This is a genomic window from Mycoavidus cysteinexigens, assembly GCF_003966915.1.
GTDB classification, from domain to species: domain Bacteria; phylum Pseudomonadota; class Gammaproteobacteria; order Burkholderiales; family Burkholderiaceae; genus Mycoavidus; species Mycoavidus cysteinexigens.
Window position 1 is genome coordinate 2,146,793 of record NZ_AP018150.1, and the last position, 14,358, is coordinate 2,161,150.

A 14,358-nucleotide genomic window follows, 5' to 3' on the forward strand; every position below is an offset into this window, starting at 1 on the left:
CCCCTTATTTCATCTGTTTTGCGCTCTCTATGATCACCTCCTCTACCCAAGATTTATCCATCTTCTCTCTGATTCTTCATGCCAGCGTATTGGTGCAAGCCGTCATGGCATTATTGCTAACGCTCTCGTTAGTGTCATGGACATTTATCTTTAAAAAGTGGTTTGCCTTACGCAACGCGCGCGCGCAAACGGAGCGTTTTGAACATGATTTTTGGGCGAGTGGGAATTTACAGACCCTCTATCAGGGTACGATTGATCAACGCCACAACGCAGGCGCGCTAGCGCGGATTTTTGAATCCGGCATGCGTGAATTCTTAAAAACCAAAGAAAAAAATATGCATGACGCGAGCGCCATTTTAGACGGCGCCCGGCGCGCCATGCGCGCTGCTTTTCAGCGTGAAATGGACGTGCTTGAAGCGAATCTCTCTTTTTTAGCATCGGTGGGTTCGGTCAGCCCGTATATCGGTCTGTTTGGTACTGTGTGGGGCATTATGAACTCATTTCGCGGCTTAGCTAACGTCCAGCAAGCCACGCTTGCGAATGTTGCGCCTGGCATTGCTGAAGCGCTGGTTGCAACTGCAATTGGTCTATTTGCCGCGATTCCAGCGGTCATCGCCTACAATCGCTACGCGCACGATATAGACCGGCTATCCATGCGTTTTGAGACTTTTATTGAAGAGTTTTCAAATATTTTGCAACGTCAAACACATACTCAGCCTTAAATTTACAAATATAATCGCTTTCAGAGAATCCTCTTATGCCCGCCGCTTCTATCCGTTCTACGATGCGTAGCCGTCGCCGCGCAATGGCTGAAATTAATGTCGTGCCTTATATTGATGTGATGCTCGTATTGCTCGTTATCTTTATGGTGACAGCACCGCTTGTAACACCCTCGGTCATCAATTTGCCGAGCGTCGGCAATGCCGCACTCGCCCAACCCGCGCCACCCATTACGCTCAACATCCACGCCAATGGACAACTGTCAATCAGCTATCAAAATGGCGGCAAGATGCGCGAAGACACGCTGTCAAAAGCTGAGTTAGAAAACTTCTTACAAAAACAGCAAGCTTTAGCTCCGGATCAACCCGTAGTAATCGCAGCCGATAAAAATATCCAATATCAAACCGTCATAAGCGTTATGTCCGATCTGAAAACTTGGGGCATCAAGCGCGTTGGCCTATACGTTCAAGCATCAAAATGAAACACGACACGCCCTCTCCATTTAGCCCACCACGCGAACGCGGCACTCGGCGCGCGCTTGTCTGCGCCGTGCTAATGCACACCTTATTATTCGCTTTTCTATTTTATGGCATCCGCTGGCAAAGTAACCCGCCTGCAGGCGCCGAGGCCGAGTTATGGAGCGCCCCGCCTGAAACAACATCTAAAGCTACGCCGGCCCCCGCAATTGTAGATCAAACCGCGCCAGCGCCCCATCAACCCGAGCAGGCCGAAATCGCTCTCCAGCAAACCAAACCCTCTAAGCCAGAAACCACACAGCAACAACAGTTAGCGCAGCTCAAGCAACGGCAAGCAGCGCAGAAGTTGCAAGAGCGTCAACAACAGGCGGCACAAGAGAAAGAGAAGAAAACGCGAGAAGCACAACGTAAACTGCAACTTGCCGAGCAACAGAAAACCCTCCAGGCGCAGCAAAAAGCTCAGGAAGCGGCAAAACAGCAACGCCAAGCGCGTCTCTTAGCGCTCCAGGGTCTTGCCGGCCAAAGTCCCTCTGCCGCTGGCATGAGCACAAACGGATCAAGCACTGGCGCTGGCGGCCACAGTTCAGCCGGCTATGTCGATAAAGTACGACGGCACGTTAAATCAAATATGGCATTCAGCGCAGACTCCACTGATGGCAATCCACAAGCTGTTGTATCCGTGCAATGCGCCCCTGATGGCACGATCCTAAATGCACAAATCACAAAAACTAGCGGCAATCCAGGATGGGACGATGCCGTATTGCGTGCTGTACAAAAATCCGACCCTATGCCGCGCGATAGCGATGGTAAAGCTCCGTCTAGCTTTACTTTTACCTATCGCCTCAATGATTAAGCTAAGGCTTGTCCTACTAGCCGAATTAGAGGCCCTATATGCAACACACAAAGCTTTCGCCACGCTATCGTGTCATGCTATTTTGCTACCTGTTACCATAGTCTTGTAGTTGAGACAAAATACCAACCTAAATTCATTATGAATCTGATCATCCAGTTTATTCTTAGAACGGTAACCATAGGCTGCTTGTTTGCAGCCACAACTGCCGCGCACGCACAACTGAATATTGATATTGCTGGCGTTGGCTCAAATTTCTTGCCAATTGCCATCGCAAATTTTCGCGATGAAGGCGCGGCGCCTCAGCAAGTTAGCGAAATTATTCGTGCTGATTTAGCCCGTAGCGGCCGGTTTACTAACCTCAATGCGGGCCTAACGCCGATCTCTGAAACCAACGCCGTGGACTTAAACAGTTGGCGCGCAAAAGGCGCTGACGCCCTTGTGACCGGTAGCGTTACCCACTTAGCCAATGGTCAGTATGAGGTGCGCTTTCGACTCTACGATACAGTCAAACAACAAGATCTCAGCGGGCTCTCCCTCGTTAGCCCAGCCAGCGAGCTACGCTTAAGCGCGCATAAAATCGCCGACTATATCTACCAGAAATTACTGGGTGAACGCGGAATTTTTGCAACTCGTATCTCCTATGTCACGCGCACGAGCGGCCGTTATCAACTCCAACGCGCCGACTCAGATGGGCAAAACGCGCGCACCGTTCTGACCAGCTCCGAACCGATTATTTCGCCAGCCTGGTCGCCTAATGGCACAAAAGTTGCTTACGTGTCATTTGAACGCAAAAAACCTGTCATCTATGTCCAGGATTTAGTTTCAGAACAGCGTATCGTCGCCTCAAATCAAAAAGGGAATAATAGCGCGCCCGCTTGGTCACCCGATGGTAATCAGCTTGCCGTTGCCCTTTCCTTGACTGGCAACACGCAAATTTACCTGATCAACGCCAATGGCAGCGGTTTACGCCGTCTCTCAAACAGCCACAGCATCGATACTGAACCACGCTTTTCTCCAGATGGGCAATATATTTATTTCACCAGTGATCGTGGCGGCGCGCCACAAATCTACCGCATGTCGATCCATGGCGAAGCCAATACCGGCGCTGCCCAGCGCATGACTTTCAAAGGCAGTGAAAACACCAGCCCACGCCTGAGCCCAGATGGCAAACTACTGGCGTACATTTCACGCGTAAACGGCGCGCTCAAACTGTATATACAAGAGCTCAGCACAGGCGAGACGATTGCCCTAACCGACACCCACTATGATGAATCTCCTAGCTTCTCGGCTAACAGTAAATATATTCTGTATGCAACCCGTGTAGAGCAACGTGGCGTACTCGCTGCGGTCTCTACTGACGGCCGCACACGTCAAATCCTATCGATTAAAGACGGCGATATACGCGAGCCTTCTTGGGGGCCTTTTACTCAATAATTGACAAACGCAAAGATAAAAAAATAAGGGGCGGTTATAGTGTGAACGAGCGTTCTTGCGTCACACAGCACACCGATTTAGGCCAAAAACGCAGCACGAATTATTTTTGTTAAACCTTTAGGAGTTAAAAAATGACGTCAAAGCTTCGTCTAGTTTTCGCCACTCTTCTCATCGGCGCACTCGCTGCCTGTCAATCAGGCGTGAAGCTCGACCCCAATGCAGGGGCTGGAAATAACCCCGACGCGACCGGTACACAAACCCAACCAGCCGACACAACGCAAACCACGATCGATCCACTGAGCGATCCCAACAACCCGTTGGCAAAGCGCAGCGTCTATTTTGAGCTTGATAGCTACATCGTCAATGACGAACACCAACAACTGTTGCAACAACATGCGCAATATCTGAAGAGCCACCCACAGCAGCGCATTCTGATCCAAGGCAATACCGACGAACGCGGCACCAGTGAATATAATCTCGCGCTCGGCCAAAAGCGTGCAGAAGCCGTACGTCGTACTTTATCTTTGATGGGAGTGTCGGACACTCAAATGGAAGCCGTCAGCCTAGGTAAAGAAAAACCCCTAGCGATTGAACATAACGAAACTTCCTGGGCCCAAAATCGTCGCGCAGATCTCGTTTATCAACCCTAATTGCCAACCATGACCCGCCTATCTCTATCTTCCTACTTTGATTGCGCTAGGCTACGCAGCGCGCTCGCTACCATAGCCATCAGTGCGCTGCTACTTAACGCAATAACGCCAGCGCAGGCTGGTCTATTTGACGATGATGAAGCACGTCGGGCCGTGCTCGATTTACGCACACGAACCGATAACTTGGCCGACCAATTATCTGCTGCGCAACGCACCATTCTCAATCAAGCAAACCAACTCGAACAACTTCAACAACAAGTTGCAACTTTACGCGGCCAAAACGAAATACTAGTTAACCAGCTAGTCGATATGCAAAAAGCCAAGAAAGATTTTTACACCGATCTCGACGGGCGTTTGAAGAGAGTTGAGCCGCAACAGCAACAACAGCCAGAACAGCAGCCACAACAACCTGCTAATGGCGTGCCAGATGCAGCAGCGCAACTTAGCGAGGCAAATGCCTTTAAAGCAGCGTTAGCGCAATTTCAAAAAGGCGATTTTGCCCGCGCTGCAAACGCATTCAAAAGCTTCCTCTGGAAATATCCAAAAAGCGCATACCAACCCACCGCGCGCTACTGGCTTGGCAATGCTTTCTATGCACTCCGTGATTACAAGCGCTCGACCGAGATGCTGCAGAGTGTCGTCAAAGAATACCCAACCCATCCGCGCGCACCAGATGCTTTATTTTCAATTGCACAAAATCAACTTGAACAAGGGAAAAAAAGCATGGCGCGCAACACTTTAAGGCAAGTGATCGCACAATACGGCACAAGCGAAGCGGCTAAGAATGCGCGAACTAAGCTAACGCAAATACATTAAAATTGAATTTTGATTGACAGACTTTAGTATTCATTAATATAATTCCGCTCTTCTTTGGGTCGTTAGCTCAGCTGGTAGAGCAGCGGACTTTTAATCCGTTGGTCGCTGGTTCGAACCCAGCACGGCCTACCAATGAATATAAAGGGTTACGCAAATTCTTAGGTCTTAGGTAATTTGAGTTTGTGTAATTCCTGTGTAATCGTGCCAGCAAAATAGCTAGGCAATCATCATCCTCTGCTCAAATTTTTCCATTGCCTCCTGAATGTGTTGTCCGTTCTGGTGCGCATACCGCTCAACCATTGCCAATGTTTTATGTCCACTGATTCGTTTGACAGTGGGCAAGTCTATACCCGCCTGAACCAGGTGTGTAATGCCTGTATGGCGCAGCGTATGACGCACCACATTATTAGGATCAAGACCGGCAGCAATCACAGCCTTAATAAAAGGCTTGCGAATATCGACGGTATGGCCCGACTTTGCCGCAGGTGATGGAAATAGCCAAGGCGTGCCAGGCTGGAGTGCTGCTACGTAGCCTGCTAAAAAACGGGCTAAATGAGCTGTAATAGGCTGCTCGCGTCTGCCGGCCTTCGCTTGAGGAATCCAAATTCTAAGCTTTTCGACATCAATATTTTCACGGCGAATAGCTAAAACCTCTGACAGGCGCATCGTTGTTCCCAGAGCAGTCACAATAAACGGATAAAGCTGCGGATTGTTCGATGCTTTAGCGGCTTCAATGAGTTTGGCGACCTGCTCTACTGTCAAATAATGAATACGGCCATCGCCTTCCTTATAGCGCTTGATTTTTGCTGGCTGGCACTGAATCCATCCCCATTCAAGCGCTTTGTTGAACAGGTGGGATAAGACAGCAAGTTCACGGTTAATGGTGCCAGGTTTCGCTTGACTTGATTGCGCGCAAGGTAAGATGCCTACCTCTTTGGTTCGCTTGCTAACTCTATCTCCACCTCTTAAAGAAGGCTCCTGGTGGCGCTGCTTCTTATAACGTTCAATGTCAAAGCCGGTGATTTTTGACAGTGGCGTATTTCCGAAAAACGGTACCAAATGCCTTTCGAGCCGCGCTTTTTTCATTTTTAAATCTCTACCCCCTTCAAGCTCGAGCTTATGCAGATATTTCGCTGCCGCATCTCGAAATGACAGAGCAATCTTGCGCCCTTTGGGCAGAGATAACCGATCATGTTTAGCATCGGTACGAATTTGGGCGATAAATGCTTCAGCCTGTGTTCGGGTGGTGCCGTCCGATTCACGACCGACCACGCGATGAATGCGTTGACCGTTCACCATAATGTTGACGGTAAAAATACCATCGCCCTCTGCGGTACGCTCAAAGCGAATACCTTGTTCAGTAAGTGTTTCGCCCGACGTAAGCTTCCGCATGTTGGGACGGGTGAGTTTATTAAATGTTTTTGCCATAACCCGCCTCAAAAAGGGACGTCATCCTCTGGACCAAAAAATCCTATATCATCAACAACACAGGGATTGGAATTGGGATTGGGATTGAAGCGCTCCCACTCGGGCAAAACAGACCGATCCCTCTCTCCTCGAGCCACGGAGAAAAATATAGGCCAATGATCCCTGAGTAAGTCATAATCTAAACTCTTCTCTTCTATCCGCCATATCCATTCTTTATTTAGCCCGGTATACGCGCCATACCATAGCGCCCCATTTTCTCGAATTAATTTCCACACAATTTGCTCTTCATGTGTCATCAAATCTGGAAAATATAGTCCTAATTTGATAAAGCGCACTTCTTCATCTACGTCCCATAATTTATGCATTGAATCTACCATGGTCACGCCTTTGCTATGTTCAGAAGGCTCCTCTAGATAAAATTTTTCTAACTCTTTCTGAATAGTCCACTCGATAAAACTGGAAAGGGTACGACGCTGTCTACGGGCAGCTAGTTCAGCAAAGTAACGTAGCTTGGGTTCGAGTCGCACCGTCACAGTTTCTGAGCGAGAGGTTTTAGCTCCGCCGATCTTTCGTTTTTGTAGCTCCATTTATTTGTCCTTTCCTTTGTCCTTCACGCCACAGGTTCTACAACATTCTATTTTTGTAGTTTAAACGATTTTGTGTTCTATTACAACACATAGGTTCTATGTTGAATCTATTTTTTCAATTATCATTCTCGTGTTTTCTTAAACTATAAAAAGGTCTAGTGATGTCTGATACGTTACGCTTCTCCCAAGTTGAAGTTCTACCTGATGGTCGAATGGATCGTAAAAACGCTGCTGCATATATTGGTTTATCGATTAAAACGCTGGCGATGAAAGCCTCGGCTGGCACTGGCCCGAAATTTGTCAAGCTGGGGAAAGTTTGGTACTGGAAACAAGACATAGATGCGTGGTTAAGCGCTGGCGGAGTACTCAGCACAGCACAAAAAAGCGTTCAACGGTCTTAGCCTAAGGAGTCAATCATGAATCGTGCACACGCTGTGCAGAGAGTTGCTCCCATTAGTAAGCTTTGGCATCATGCCTCTTTTGCGCAACGAAGTGCCTTTCGACGCGAGCGGCTGCCATCACCCGCAGAGTATTTCTGCGCGCAAGGGTTGAAGCTCTTCGGCGGTGGTGAATGGAAAACTGCACTATGTCCTTTCCACGCTGATACCAAACCTTCGTTACGTGTCAGGCTAGATAGTGGCGGCTTTCGCTGCATGGCCTGTGGCGCACATGGCGGCGATGTATTGTCTTTTCATCGGCAACGGTATGGATTGGGCTTTGCGGTGGCAGCTAAAGCTCTAGGTGCTTGGGAAAGTCAGCCATGATTCCCATGCACAACACGCCTGAGCACGCCGCACAGCGATTTGCTGCATCAATGTTGTGCAACGGTTATCAATTGGAAGCCTTGCACTCTTACACTGACGTCAATGGTCAGCCTTGCTATTGGCGTATCCGTGCTAAACACCCTAACACGGGGGATAAGTGGATTCGGCCGATGAAATTAAATGGCCGAAGCTTTACGTTAGGCGAACCCAATTTTCCTAAAGGTAAGCCGCTGTATCGACTGCATGATTTAGCCGCGCGGCCTGATGAACCCGTTATTGTTGTAGAGGGAGAAATGTGTGCGGATAGATTGGCGCAAATCAGTGTGCTTGCAACCACCAGCGGCGGGGCAGGTTCTGCTGAAAAAGCAGACTGGCAAGTATTAGCCAAGCGATCGGTAACGATCTGGCCTGACCATGATGAAGCGGGAAAACAGTATGCCGATACGGTAAAAACCGCTTTATTAGCGCTAGGCTGCACAGTGCGTGTTATTGATATCACCGCATTGAGACTCGCGCCAAAAGCGGATGCTGTCGATTGGCTCAATGCCAACCCGCAGGCTACCGCCGCCCAAGTATTGGCGCTAGCTTGCACAGAACCCTCATGCAGTAAGTCGCTAGTCGACAAAACCGATGTCCCTTCGGCTGACTTAGCCCATACGACTAAATGCGCTTACAGCAATGGGCGCTTTGAGTTATCAGAACACGGCGTACTCTTCATCGGCACCGATAAAGATGGCCGCGAGAAAGCGCCGCTGTGGTTGTGCTCCCCTTTGTATGTGGTAGCAAAAACGCGGGATGCCAAAAGCGGTGAATGGGGGCGGTTGCTGGCCTGGCAAGATGACGACGGCGTACGACATCAATGGGCTATGCCTCTTGAAATGTTAGAAGGTGACGGCCTGGATGTGCGCCGTGAATTAGCTCGCCGAGGATTGCAGTTATCTCCAAATAAAGCAGTACGTGACTTGATCGCAGCTTATCTAAAAGTGTGGTCAGTAGAAACGCGAGCGCGTTGTGTGGATCGCCTTGGCTGGCACGAAAATGTTTACCTGACGCCCTCTTATACGATTGGAGAGGCCGAAGAGCATGTGGTCTTTCAGAATACGCACGCGATCGAACCCGCATTGGCGGCCTTAGGTACGGCCGAGGAATGGCGCGAGGGAGTAGCATCTTTGGCCCTAGGAAATAATAGATTAGTGTTTGCCTTATCCGTCGCTTTTGCAGGTACCTTGGCGCATCTCGTCGATGAAGACTCTGGCGGCTTTCATTTACGCGGCCTATCCTCCTCAGGAAAATCAACCGCTTTAAAAATGGCGGCTTCTGTGTGGGGCAAGCCATCGACGTATGTAAGGCTGTGGCGAGCCACCGCAAACGGTTTAGAAGGTCTCGCCGCCTTGCATAACGATAATCTGCTGATTCTCGATGAGCTTAGCCAAATTGACCCTAAAGAAGCTGGACAAGCCGCTTATTTACTCGCCAATGGGCAAGGCAAAGCGCGCGCGGCGCGCAATGGCACAGCACGAGCGGCGCAGCGTTGGCGTTTAATGTTTTTAAGTGCTGGAGAAGAGTCTCTCAGTGCCTTAATGGCCCGCGCCGGAAAGAAAACCAATGCTGGACAAGAAATTCGCCTAGCCGATCTAGAAATTGATGCAGGTGCAGGGATGGGGGCATTCGAGCAACTTCATCATTACGATACGCCAGGCGCGTTGGCTTTGGCAATCAAGGAAGCGACTGCGAAACTGTATGGCGAGGTAGGATTGGCATGGCTTAAACGAATCGTGAGTGATCAACTTTCGCTCACCCGTTTTATCCGCGATGGGATCCAGCAATTTATGTCAGAAGTTTTGCCAGCCCAGGCAGTTGGACAAATAGAGCGCGTGGCTCGACGATTTGCTTTAGTGGCGATAGCGGGTGAGCTAGCCAGCCACTATGGCCTAACTGGCTGGCCTGAGCATGAGGCAGGGCGCGCAGCCAAGACTTGCTTTATGACTTGGTTTGCAGCCTTTGGCGCGATAGGCAACCGAGAAGAAAGTACCTTGTTAGCGCAAATCCGCGCTTTCTTTGAAGCGCATGGCGGCAGTCGTTTTGAAGATGTAAATGCGCTTAGCGAACAACGTATTTTCCAACGCGCTGGATTTTGTCGTGCTCGTGCGAAAGGAGGACGGGAGTTTTTAGTCTTGCCTGAAGTGTTTAAACGCGAGTTATGTGCTGGGTATGATCTTAAGATAGCTGAACGCATTCTGCTTGCACGAGGTTGGCTTGCACCAGGCGGAGATCGAACCACACAAAAACTTAGATTGCCAGGCATTGAAACCCCTACGCGAGTGTATGTCTTCACCTCTAATATGTGGGAGGCGGAAGAATGAAGCTAAATTTTACTTGGCTCTCGCAATCGATCGAAATCAGCGGGGGACAGCTGGGGACATCGGGGACAGCGAGTATTCGTCAGGGTTTAGGCTGTCCCCAGTTATCCAAAAACAGTGGGGACAGTTGGGGACAAACCCAATCGACTGAGAAAAATGTATTACAACGCTCCCCGATTTTGTCCCCAGTGTCCCCAGAACTAAAAAACGGCTGGGGACAAGATAAAGCCAGTGTGGATAAGGCTGTCCCCATCGTCCCCGATGTCCCCACGCAAAAAAGCATGAATGAAATTGACCGGGAGGCATTTGAGGAGCGAGCAGCGATCATGGAATTTGATGGTGAATTATCTCGTGCCGAAGCTGAACGGCTGGCGATTAAATCATTGGAGGAGGTATGACAAAAAAAGTAAGCGTGAAGGATAAAAAGAGACCAAGATCGGCGGCGAAGTCCACAAAATCAAAAATTGATGCATCTGCTCTGGCAGCATTCGTATTAAAACCCAGTGCCAATGCAGCCGCTATCGTTAGCGAATACGCTACGCCCCTTGGTGAGCAGAATTTTGGCGAGCTGGCCCAAGCACTGGCAAACTCGATTATCGAGGTTCAAAGTGGCGACATGAGGCGGTGCGAAGCCATGTTGATGGCTCAAGCTCAAGCCCTGCAATCTATTTTTATGAACTTTTCCCGGCGAACACTCTGTCAAGAATATCAGAAAAATTTTGAATCCTTCTTTCGCATGGCGATGAAGGCGCAAAATCAATGTCGGATGACACTCGAAACACTAGCAACCCTCAAAAACCCACCCGTGATTTATGCCAAGCAAGCCAACATTGCGCACGGGCATCAACAGGTCAACAATGGCGTGGAACCTCTCGCACACGCGGAAAAAATAACAATCGAGTCAAACGAACTATTGGAGAAACAAAATGGGCAATGGCTGGACGCCAGAGCGAAAGACCCGGCAGCGGGCCATGATTCAACAATGGCGACCGTGGGAAAAATCGACGGGGCCGCAAACGGATGAAGGCAAAGTCAAAGCATCCAGCAACTCCTTAAGGCACGGCGGGCGATCTAAGGCTTGGCGCGAACAACTAAAAAGGATTCATGCTTTGCTACGTCAACAACGGAAAATCCTAGAAGAGGTGCGGTGACCTGCTGCTTTGCACCAATAGGTTTTGCTATGGAAAATGCGCTTAGTCGTCAGATTGGCATCACTAACAAGCTTGAATTTCCAATTATTGAAATTGCACATTAGCATAGATTTACTTATACTTCATTTGTCACTAAAACAATGGTGACCTGGGTTTGACGGCCTGGAATCTCATTATTTGGCGTTGCTCCATGGGCGGGCCAGGTGGGGAAGCCTTAGGGCTTGCCGTTCGTGAGATACGGTCCGTCAACCCTGCTTGGTCTGCCCACCTTTTTGACGGGAGGTGGGTAGAGTTAGTCCATATCTCACACGGAGTAGTGCAATGTATTGTATTCAATCTTATCCTTCTCCCCCGAAGATTAGCTTTTTTATCTCTCAAGCCTCTCTCCTTAAACAAAATCCCAAGGAAAAATCACCTGATTTACAATATTTTCAACGTTCTTCATTTTCCTTCAGAAAACTCGCCCCTTCCCTCTGCGCATTTTATTTTCACTTCACCGATTTTGCCCAGATTCAACCCTCAATTGAGGCAATGATTAAACCCAAATCGCCTCACCTCCCTCTAATACGGCCAGCCCCTCTTTTTGCTCCTTTTTCCACTCCCTACCGGCAAAAATTTCTTGATTTTGGAGAATGTTGCGAAGCCACACTCGCTTTTAAGCAAAACTTGATCAGCTAAATTCAAGGAGTCGAAAATGAGAGACATTAACCAGCGTCGGCTGAGGTACTTCCACGCGGTCTACACACACGGGAAAATTCGCACAGCGGCAGACTATTTGAATACAGACAGCTCGGTTATTACGCGGCAGATTGGTCTGCTAGAACAAGAGATCGGATTTAAATTATTCGAGCGGCGTCCCCGCGGTGTTGCTCCCACTGAGGTGGCTAAATCATTGCTTGAATATTATTGCAAGAACCGCGAGGCTCGAGCAGAGTTTGAAGCTGACGTACGAGCGCTGAATGAAATGCGACGAGGGAGTATCCATATCGCTACAGCCAGTACCTTTGTGGCTCCACTTATGGACGTATTCAATCAGTTTCATCGTCAATGCCCTAATGTCAGTCTGAATATCGAAGAAATTTTCGAGCCGAATAAGATTATTCGTCAAATCCTCGATGACATTTTGCATATTGGCATCATTCATCTTTGCCCTGAAAGACCAGATATTCAACTCTATGCAAGTGTGCCGTTACCTTTATACATGTTAGTGAGTAAAGAACACCCTCTTGCTCAAAAACAGAAGGTCACGCTTAAAGAGGCGATGAGTTCCTCCCTCTCACTACCGGCTTCGGGTGTGTCTCGAGAACTGGTTCAGTCCGCTTGCCGCACAGAGAAAATCGCCCTTCCCCCTTGCATATTTGAAAGTGATTCAACGGTAGCGCGTAAAAAGTTTGCTTATGACGGCTTGGGCGCAGTATTTATGTCGATTTTTTCAGCACGTGAAGAAATTAAAAAGGGGAAGCTGATTGCGCTAGAAATTGATCATCCATTTTTTCAGTCCGCCAAACTGTCTTTGGTGGTTAGGCGGGGTAAGCCCTTGCTGCCCGCTACTCATCAATTACTTAAATCGCTCCATAGAGGTCTCTCTATTTTTACGCATAAGGCAGAGGTGAGCGATCATTCACTCATCAGATCTGGGGAGGAAAACTAAATGAAAGAGCACAATCAAATTTCTGAAAGGCGTCGTAATATGATCAAGACGGTGATAGCCGGTTTGGGCGTAGCCTCCGTGGTGAGCGCACCCCTCATCAAGCCATCTCTTAAACTCGCCAAAAAATCAAAACAAAAAATTATTATCCGCACCTCAGGCGGAAGAGATCATATTGCTTATACCAAAATACTCTTCGAACCCTTCACAAAAGAAACAGGGATTGAGATAGAGGCCGTTATATCCAATGTGGAGCCTATCGCCGAAATTAGAACGATGGTCAATACGAGGACGTATCGCTGGAATATGGCATGCCTGAGCAATCGGGCGGTTCCAATCCTGGGCAAGGAAGGTTATTTAGAAAAGCACTTGCTTGAGCATGACCCTGTAGTCTCAGCCATCGTGCCGCGCTTTTTGTCGGAGTATAGCGTTGGCATGAATGTCTACTCTACGGTGCTCGCATATCGGGAAGAGGCGTTCAAAGGACGCCCAGCGCCGAGAACTTGGAAGGACTTTTGGGATGTGAAAAATTTCCCCGGCCGCCGCGCTCTGCGCAAAATCCCCTTTGATACGATAGAGGAAGCATTATTGGCCGATAACGTACCTCCAGGAGAAGTCTATTCTTGTAATGATCTTGACCGCGCCTTTCGTAGTCTGGATAAAATCAAGCCGCATATTTCTGTCTGGTGGCAAAATGCGCCCCAAGCTGAGCATCTCTTGAAAACGGGTGAAGTCGATTTACTCCCTGCTTTTTCACTTGGTGCACTCGCCGCTATTGAAGTAGGTGCTCCTGTTGCGTTTTCCTGGGATCAACATATCTACGGCTACGATAATTGGACAATTTTAAAAGGTACGCCTAATGCAGATGCCTGCCGTCAATTTATCCAGTTTGCCACCGACCCTGAGCGACAGGCGCGCCTTATCCCCTATGGGGTAGCCCCTACCCAATCTAGCGCTTTAGCCCAGGAAGTTCTGCAAAGAAACCGGATTGATCCCAAATATGTCAGGCTACTTGCTACTTATCCAGCTAACTTAGAAAAAGGGATGCCGAGCGATGGTTTGTACTGGGCAGATAAACATAGCTCAACCATTGAACGTTTTAATCAGTGGATGCTGAATTGACCACTCACTGTAGCTGTTCCCCCTGACAAATAGATGCGCGTCAGGGGTGCTGAAAATCATGTTTCGATCAGAATAAATAATTCGCTGCGGAAGGCCCTTAAATAATAAACATCGGAATGAATATATAGATCTTCAATGCCCACAATCGCGTTATCTGTATCAATTTTTCTGTTGCGAGGGAGAGTTTAAAGCAACCTCTCTTACTCGCATAATTGTTTGTCGAGTCGTCCTGAATTCGCGCACGATCCCAGCAATGCTGACACCCGCATCGAGCCGCTCTAAGACGATAGCATGCTGTACGGCATTGAGTGTCGATGGTCCTCCAATTGCCAGTGAGCAAAACGCATGG

At 48.8% G+C, this 14,358-nt stretch carries 16 protein-coding genes and 1 tRNA gene; 15 read left to right on the forward strand and 2 right to left on the reverse strand.

Annotated elements, in window-relative coordinates; translation table 11 throughout:
* The first annotated feature begins 29 nt into the window (after positions 1-29).
* The 7 genes from tolQ to MCB1EB_RS09200 all read left to right on the forward strand — a co-directional run bounded on the left by tolQ (position 30) and on the right by MCB1EB_RS09200 (position 5,081).
* Positions 30-722 (forward strand): protein TolQ, encoded by a 693-nt coding sequence (tolQ, locus tag MCB1EB_RS09170; RefSeq protein WP_045364955.1) that lies wholly within the window; start codon positions 30-32, stop codon positions 720-722.
* A 35-nt stretch (positions 723-757) separates the two neighbouring features.
* Positions 758-1,201, forward strand: a complete 444-nt coding sequence (tolR, locus tag MCB1EB_RS09175; protein WP_026921319.1) for a protein TolR — start codon at positions 758-760, stop codon at positions 1,199-1,201.
* Positions 1,198-2,049: a cell envelope integrity protein TolA gene (gene tolA, locus MCB1EB_RS09180; RefSeq protein WP_045364951.1), complete on the forward strand. Its 852-nt coding sequence runs from the start codon at positions 1,198-1,200 to the stop codon at positions 2,047-2,049. Before tolR ends, tolA begins: the two co-directional genes overlap by 4 nt.
* 138 nt (positions 2,050-2,187) lie before the next feature.
* A complete protein-coding gene (gene tolB / locus MCB1EB_RS09185) occupies positions 2,188-3,483 on the forward strand; it encodes a Tol-Pal system beta propeller repeat protein TolB (protein WP_045364948.1) in 1,296 nt (431 codons plus the stop codon).
* Positions 3,484-3,614: 131 nt separating this feature from the next.
* Positions 3,615-4,133 carry a peptidoglycan-associated lipoprotein Pal gene (gene pal / locus MCB1EB_RS09190; protein ID WP_045364945.1) on the forward strand — a complete coding sequence of 173 codons (519 nt, stop codon included), beginning with the start codon at positions 3,615-3,617 and terminating at the stop codon, positions 4,131-4,133.
* A gap of 9 nt (positions 4,134-4,142) precedes the next feature.
* On the forward strand, positions 4,143-4,949 hold the full coding sequence (gene ybgF, locus MCB1EB_RS09195) for a tol-pal system protein YbgF (protein ID WP_026921323.1): 807 nt from the start codon (positions 4,143-4,145) through the stop codon (positions 4,947-4,949).
* 56 nt (positions 4,950-5,005) lie between these two features.
* A tRNA-Lys gene (locus MCB1EB_RS09200) sits at positions 5,006-5,081 on the forward strand.
* An 84-nt stretch (positions 5,082-5,165) separates the two neighbouring features.
* Here the strand turns inward: MCB1EB_RS09200 and MCB1EB_RS09205 are convergent.
* Together MCB1EB_RS09205 and MCB1EB_RS09210 are read right to left on the reverse strand one after the other, a co-directional pair.
* Complete coding sequence (locus MCB1EB_RS09205) at positions 5,166-6,377, reverse strand: tyrosine-type recombinase/integrase (RefSeq protein WP_045364941.1); 1,212 nt, start codon at positions 6,375-6,377, stop codon at positions 5,166-5,168.
* 8 nt (positions 6,378-6,385) lie between these two features.
* Positions 6,386-6,964: a hypothetical protein gene (locus tag MCB1EB_RS09210; protein WP_045364938.1), complete on the reverse strand. Its 579-nt coding sequence runs from the start codon at positions 6,962-6,964 to the stop codon at positions 6,386-6,388.
* A 161-nt stretch (positions 6,965-7,125) separates the two neighbouring features.
* Between MCB1EB_RS09210 and MCB1EB_RS09215 the strand changes: the two genes are divergently transcribed.
* The 8 genes from MCB1EB_RS09215 (at position 7,126) to MCB1EB_RS09255 (ending at position 14,009) form a co-directional block, all read left to right on the forward strand.
* The gene (locus MCB1EB_RS09215) at positions 7,126-7,365 is read left to right on the forward strand and encodes a helix-turn-helix transcriptional regulator (protein WP_045364935.1); all 240 of its coding nucleotides are present in this window, start codon (positions 7,126-7,128) and stop codon (positions 7,363-7,365) included.
* A gap of 15 nt (positions 7,366-7,380) precedes the next feature.
* Positions 7,381-7,728, forward strand: a complete 348-nt coding sequence (locus MCB1EB_RS09220; RefSeq protein ID WP_052394014.1) for a CHC2 zinc finger domain-containing protein — start codon at positions 7,381-7,383, stop codon at positions 7,726-7,728.
* The gene (locus tag MCB1EB_RS09225; protein ID WP_197721975.1) at positions 7,725-10,091 is read left to right on the forward strand and encodes a DUF927 domain-containing protein; all 2,367 of its coding nucleotides are present in this window, start codon (positions 7,725-7,727) and stop codon (positions 10,089-10,091) included. Before MCB1EB_RS09220 ends, MCB1EB_RS09225 begins: the two co-directional genes overlap by 4 nt.
* The gene (locus tag MCB1EB_RS09230) at positions 10,088-10,486 is read left to right on the forward strand and encodes a hypothetical protein (RefSeq protein WP_045364932.1); all 399 of its coding nucleotides are present in this window, start codon (positions 10,088-10,090) and stop codon (positions 10,484-10,486) included. The genes MCB1EB_RS09225 and MCB1EB_RS09230 overlap by 4 nt, the downstream gene beginning before the upstream one ends.
* 14 nt (positions 10,487-10,500) lie before the next feature.
* Entirely contained in the window at positions 10,501-11,112 is a 612-nt protein-coding gene (locus MCB1EB_RS09235; RefSeq protein WP_126354003.1) for a hypothetical protein, read from the forward strand.
* Positions 11,113-11,560: 448 nt separating this feature from the next.
* Positions 11,561-11,917 (forward strand): hypothetical protein, encoded by a 357-nt coding sequence (locus MCB1EB_RS09245; RefSeq protein ID WP_126354004.1) that lies wholly within the window; start codon positions 11,561-11,563, stop codon positions 11,915-11,917.
* Between the two features lie 16 nt (positions 11,918-11,933).
* Positions 11,934-12,890: a LysR family transcriptional regulator gene (locus MCB1EB_RS09250; RefSeq protein WP_045364930.1), complete on the forward strand. Its 957-nt coding sequence runs from the start codon at positions 11,934-11,936 to the stop codon at positions 12,888-12,890.
* On the forward strand, positions 12,891-14,009 hold the full coding sequence (locus MCB1EB_RS09255) for an ABC transporter substrate-binding protein (protein ID WP_045364927.1): 1,119 nt from the start codon (positions 12,891-12,893) through the stop codon (positions 14,007-14,009).
* Positions 14,010-14,358: the final 349 nt, after the last annotated feature.